Origin of the sequence: Curtobacterium sp. B18 (assembly GCF_000333375.1) — a bacterium.
Taxonomy (GTDB): domain Bacteria; phylum Actinomycetota; class Actinomycetes; order Actinomycetales; family Microbacteriaceae; genus Curtobacterium.
The window spans coordinates 1-5,460 of sequence record NZ_BACZ01000354.1 but is presented as its reverse complement, the minus strand read 5'-3'; the positions used below and the strand labels follow the sequence as shown (position 1 = coordinate 5,460).

The following is a 5,460-nucleotide window of genomic DNA, read 5'->3' as shown; positions in this document are numbered from 1 at the left end:
CCGGGACCGAGTCGAACGCAGGCCGGCGCGGAGGACGTCGTCGAACTCGGCGTCGGAGAGGGACTCCTGCCGGTCCGCCCAGGGGTCGTCGGTGGGGAAGCCGCCCGACATCGTCAGGAGCATGCGGAGCGTCGGCACGGGGGAGTCGGCGGTGGGCAGCGCGACGTCGGCGAAGGCGGGCACGAAGTCGGTGATGGGGTCGTCCAGCCGGACCCGGCCGTCCGCCAGCCTGGGGGTCGTGGGGACCCACCATGACGCGGAACGCGCGCCGGGTCGCCTTCGTCAGCGATCGGCACGGCACCCCCGAGGTCTTCGTGCAGGACGTCGTCGTCGGCGCCGACCCGCCCGAGCCCGTGCGGATCCGACTGTCCGACGACCCCGTGATCCGGGTGACGTGGTCGTCCGACGGCGAGTGGCTCGCCGTCGCCATCGCGACCGACGGCGGCGTGAAGCAGCAGGTCTGGGTGGTCCGCCCGGACGGCACCGACGCCGCGCAGATCGCCGGGTCCCGGTACCAGCACGCCGAGCTCGGACCGTGGAGCCGCAGCGGCCACCGGGTCGTCATCACCCTGCCGTCCACCGAGGCCGACCAGCCCGCCCGCTCCTACCTCGTCGACCCCGTCTCCGGGGACCGCGACGACCTCGCGGTGGGGGAGCTCATCCACATCCTCGATCTGAGCGTGGAGGAGCGCCTCGTCGTGCTCCGCGACGGCCAGCGCGGCCGGGAGTTCGTCGTGGTCGTCGACCGGCTCACCGACGAGAGCACGCGCTGCTCGCGGACTCACCGGACGGCTCGGCCGAGATCGCCTTCCTCCGACCGGCGCCCGCCAGCGAGACCAGTCCGCTCGTCGCCTACGTCGCCACCGAGGACGGGCTGCCCCGCCGCGGACTCGTCGCGCAGCCCGTCGGCCCGCACGGCTGGCGCGGAGCACCCCGCCGGATCACAGAGCGCGACGACGCCGAGCTGGAGTACCTCGACGCCGACGACGCCGGACGGACCCTGCTGCTCGTCTGGAACGTCGACGGCCGGAGCGAGCTCGACCTCGTGAACACCCACGACGCCTCGCGCACCCCGGTGCCGGACCTGCCCGGCGAGGTCGTCACCGACCCGGTGCTCAGCCGCGACGGGCGCAGCGTGCTCCTCGCCGTCGAGGGCCCCACGCGGCCGCGGGAGCTCTGGCGGCTCGACACGAACGCGCTCACCTGGAGCCGTGTCACCGGCGTCCCGGCGCTCCCCGACGTGCGGTTGGTCGAGCCGACGCTCGAGCGCTTCGCGGCGCGCGACGGACTGGAGCTCACCGGCTGGCTGTACCGGGCGGTGGACCCGGCCACGTCGCCGACCGACGGCGACCCCGGTGCCGGTGCCGCGCCTCCCGGCCCCCGCGCAGCGCTCGTCCACCTGCACGGCGGACCGGAGTCGCAGGAACGACCCACCTTCTCGCCGCAGCACCAGGCGCTCGCAGCGGCGGGGATCACGGTGTTCGCGCCGAACATCCGCGGGTCCAGCGGTTCCGGGCGCGACTTCGTGCACGCCGACGACCTCGGGCTCCGCTGGAACGCACTCGCGGACGTCGTCGACTGCGCGCGGTTCCTCGTGTCGAACGGGTACGCCGACCGGTCCCGCGTCGCCGTCGAGGGCCGCTCGTACGGCGGGTACGCGACCCTCGCGTCCCTGGCGTTCACGCCGGACGTCTTCGCCGCCGGGGTCGCCGTGTGCGGGATGAGCGACTTCGCGACGTTCTACCGGGACACCGAGCCGTGGATCGCCTCGGCGGCCGCGACGAAGTACGGGCACCCCGTCGAGGACGCCGCCCTGCTGGACTCCCTGTCGCCGATGCGGGCGATCGACGACGTCACCGCGCCGCTCCTCGTCGTGCACGGTGAACTCGACACGAACGTGCCGATCGGCGAGGCGCACCAGGTCGTCGCGGCGCTCCGGGCGAGGTCGCACGACGTGGAGTACCTCGAGCTCGCGGGCGAGGGGCACGAGTACCGACGGGCCGCGTCGCGCGAGGAGCTGGTGCGGCGGATGGTGACGTTCGTGGCGGACCGGCTGGGCTGACGTCGACGGCGTGCGCGTCACACCGTGCGACGTCGTGCACGTCACGCCGTGCGACGTCACGCCGTGCAACGCGGCACGGATCCGTCCGTGCGGCGTTGCAGGATGGAGGCATGACGACGAGTGCCGACGTGACCGACCTGACCCGTCCCGGAGAGGTCCTCCTGACCGACGTGCAGGATGCCGACGCCGTCGTCGACCACGCCCGCACCACCTACGCCGCCGCCGTCGTCGCCGACACGGCCGGCTGGGCGGACGGCGACCGCCGACGTCTCGAGGACCTCGGGTTCCGGGCCGGGGACGCCCGCGGCGCAGCCCTCCGGACGCTCGACCTGACCATCGCCGACGACGGCACCCCGACCCGACTGCTCAACAACCCCGCGCTCGCCGCGCTGAACAGCCACCACGCCCGGTTCGCCGAACGCCGCGGCGAGGTCGTCCGGTACCTGCCCGACGTCTCCGTCTGGACCGGGATCCCGGACCGCCCCACGCCCGCGGACTGGGAGGACGTCCGCGCGCTCCTCGGTCCCGGGGCCGTGGTCCGTGTCGGGACCTCGGCGGTGGTCCCGGACGGCTGGCCCGCGGCCGAGGGCATGCGCGGGGTGCAGCTCACCGGCGAGGACGTCGAGGGGGAGGCGGACGCCGAGGCCGTGGAACTCACGCCCGACGACGTCCCCGAGATCCTCGAGCTCGTCGCACGCACGAAGCCCGGCCCGTTCCTGCCCCGCACGATCGAGCTCGGCCGCTACGTCGGCCTCCGGCGCGAGGGCCGTCTCGTCGCCATGGCCGGGGAGCGCCTGCACCCGCCGGGCTGGACCGAGATCAGCGCGGTGTGCACCGACGACGCGTTCCGCGGACAGGGGCTCGGGCGGCGGCTGGTGCTCGACGTGGTGCACGGCATCCGGGCGCGGGGCGAGGCACCGCTCCTGCACGCGGCGGCGGGCAACACCGGGGCGATCCGCCTGTACCAGCACCTCGGGTTCCGGCTGCGGGAGAGCGGTGCGCTCCGGTTCGTGCAGGTCCCATGACCGCGATCGTCGCGCGCGGTGCAACGCGGGTCGGGAGGCGCGGTTCCGGACTGACCCGTGCCTCCCGTCCGACACGTCGGTCAGCCGACCTTCTTCCAGGTGCCACATCCGCTCGATTCGAAGCCCACGGCGTTCCGCGGGATGGTGACCGTGACGGTCGCCCGTGCGTCGCGGTAGTCGTTCGCGATGATCGACTCGATGTCTCCGTCCGCGGCCGAGAAGGTCGCCCAGTAGCAGCCGGCCGGTGCAGACGTGCGCCACGTGGTGCCGGCGCTGATCTGTGGTCCGACGACGTACACGCCGTCCGAGCTGATGTTCGCGAGCTTCGGACCCGCGGATCCGACCGGGTACCAGGAGCCGCAGTCGTCGAGCTCGACGTACTTGTCCGAGCTCGAGATGGTCATGAGTCGCTGACCGGAACCGAGGTCGTTCGCTCGGATGTCGTCGAGGCGACCCTGCGCGCTGCTGAGCCGCGCCCAGTAGCAGAGCTGGCTCGTCTTCGTCGTCGAGTAGTACGTGCCGGCCTTCACCTGCGTGCCGACGCGGAAGGTTCCGTCCCCGGAGAACGCCACCGCGGCCTTCGAGATCGCGGCGGTGGCCGCGCTGCGAGCGGCACCGTCGGCGTAACCGTTCTTCGACACGATCACTCGGGACGAGATCTTCGCCCCGACGTCGTAGTACCCCAGTCGGTAGGTCCGACCGGTCATGCTCGGGACGACGGTCCCGTTGCGCGACCACTCGTACCGGTAGGTGAGCCCCGAGGCGTTCCACGAACCCTGCGAGGTGGTGAGGACGCTGCCGCTGCGGGTGATGCCGGCGACCGCAGGGTTCTTCGTCGCACGAGGGGCGTCTCCTCGGGCAACGACCCCGACGTCCTTGGTGCGCGTGGCCGTCGTGTAGCCGGACCGTGACCCGGTGATCCCGACGCTGAGCTTGTGCCCCCGATCCGCCACCGTCGGCGTGTACCGGGTCTTGTACGCGCCGCCGATCGCCACGCCGTCCCGGTACCAGCGGTACCCGACCGTGGTCGGAGTGGGTTTCCACGTCGGCGCGGCGACCGTCAGGGATCCACCGACCTTCGCGCTCCCGGTGACGGTGGGGGCAGCCGTGGTGAACGACAGCGGCGCGGGTGTCGCTGGCGGGCTCGTCGGAACGGGCGGATCGGTCGGTTCGGGGGATCCCGTTGCGTCAGTGGACACCTCCGGAGACGTCCCCACCGTCGACGACGAGCTGGTCCCTCCCGCTGCAGGGCTGGCTGTGGCCGCGGCCGTCGGTGGGCCGGGCGTCGAGGTCGTGGTCGGTGCTGCGTTCGCCGGAGTGGTGGCCAGCATGGTCGCGGCGGTGACGGCCAGGGCTGCCAGGGGCAGGACGAACCGCCTCGGTCGTCCGGCGGCGCGTTCGGGTCGTGCCATCGAGGTGCTTCCGTTCTTCAGGTCGTGTGGGCGGATCGCCCGTACCGAGAATAGGAGAGCGGTACTCAGGTTATGCACGGCCAGTTCGGGGGGTTGACCGCGCCGTAGCCCGTTCCGCACACTGACTGCGCTCGGCAGGGGGCTGCCGGGGACCGGGGACCAGGAGGGTCGAGAACGTGCGGATGTCCACCGTGACCGCAGGGGCGGTCGTGCTCGGGATCGCGCTCGCCGCGGTCGTCACCACGTCCGTCGGCGTGCCCGGAGCCGACGCGGCACCGGCCTGCCGCGGGGACCGCATCAGCGTCTCGGCGCTGTCGACGGGCTGCGTCGTGTCGGACGGCACGGTCGTGTTGCCGGACGGCCGGCAGTTCCGGGTGCCGCCCGTCGGGACGACCGTGTCCGCGATGCCGGTCGGTGCGTCCGGCACCGCGGACGACGGCGACGTGTCGGTCACGAACACCGGCCGTTCGGGCGTCGCGATCCTCGTGCACGACGACTGGTCCGGGTCGCCGGCCGCGATCCGACAGGAGCGGGCCGCCCTCGCCCACCGCACGCTCCCCGGCGGCTCCGCGCTCCGGACCGCCGGTGGCGCGGCGTCGTCCACGGCGGCCGCGAGCGGGGCGTCCAGCTGCTCGTCGACGGCGTACGCCAAGCTCGGGTTCCGCTGGACCGGACCCGTCGAGTGGGGGTACAACCCGAACAACCAGAAGGTGTCGGGCGCCGCGGCGATCGGTGCCGGTGCGGACGCCTGGACCGGCACGACCACGGCCTGCGGACGGACGGTCCGCTCGACCGCGGACGACACGTACACCGGCAGCCGCAAGGTCGCGATGGGCATCACCGCGACCGGCGGCTGCGGCACGTCCGACGGCGCGAACATGGTCGGGTGGGGGTCGCTCCGCGCGGGGACGCTCGCGGTGACCTGCGTCTGGTCGCGCGGGGGCGTCGCGGTCGAGGCCGA

Annotated in this window: 7 protein-coding genes; 5 read left to right on the top strand and 2 right to left on the bottom strand. The window is 73.5% G+C overall.

Annotated elements, in window-relative coordinates; all coding sequences use genetic code 11:
* Window positions 1–228 (bottom strand): serine hydrolase (locus I5E_RS09715; RefSeq protein WP_261974889.1); only part of this gene is annotated, 228 nt, incomplete at its 3' end.
* A gap of 23 nt (window positions 229–251) precedes the next feature.
* On the opposite strand from I5E_RS09715, the gene I5E_RS25995 reads away from it, so the two are divergent.
* The 3 genes from I5E_RS25995 (at window position 252) to I5E_RS09705 (ending at window position 3,087) form a co-directional block, all read left to right on the top strand.
* On the top strand, window positions 252–1,049 hold the full coding sequence (locus I5E_RS25995) for a TolB family protein (protein WP_049973486.1): 798 nt from the start codon (window positions 252–254) through the stop codon (window positions 1,047–1,049).
* Window positions 1,046–2,062, top strand: coding sequence for an alpha/beta hydrolase family protein (locus I5E_RS25990; RefSeq protein ID WP_049973485.1), 1,017 nt, complete (start codon window positions 1,046–1,048; stop codon window positions 2,060–2,062). The genes I5E_RS25995 and I5E_RS25990 overlap by 4 nt, the downstream gene beginning before the upstream one ends.
* A 110-nt stretch (window positions 2,063–2,172) precedes the next feature.
* Window positions 2,173–3,087, top strand: coding sequence for a GNAT family N-acetyltransferase (locus I5E_RS09705; protein WP_022906804.1), 915 nt, complete (start codon window positions 2,173–2,175; stop codon window positions 3,085–3,087).
* A gap of 80 nt (window positions 3,088–3,167) precedes the next feature.
* Here the strand turns inward: I5E_RS09705 and I5E_RS09700 are convergent, their stop codons facing one another.
* Window positions 3,168–4,082 carry a hypothetical protein gene (locus I5E_RS09700; protein WP_022906803.1) on the bottom strand — a complete coding sequence of 305 codons (915 nt, stop codon included), beginning with the start codon at window positions 4,080–4,082 and terminating at the stop codon, window positions 3,168–3,170.
* A gap of 37 nt (window positions 4,083–4,119) precedes the next feature.
* Between I5E_RS09700 and I5E_RS09695 the strand changes: the two genes are divergently transcribed.
* Together I5E_RS09695 and I5E_RS09690 are read left to right on the top strand one after the other, a co-directional pair.
* On the top strand, window positions 4,120–4,596 hold the full coding sequence (locus tag I5E_RS09695; protein WP_148286916.1) for a hypothetical protein: 477 nt from the start codon (window positions 4,120–4,122) through the stop codon (window positions 4,594–4,596).
* An 85-nt stretch (window positions 4,597–4,681) separates the two neighbouring features.
* Window positions 4,682–5,460: hypothetical protein (locus tag I5E_RS09690; RefSeq protein ID WP_022906801.1), on the top strand; the 779-nt coding region annotated here is incomplete at its 3' end.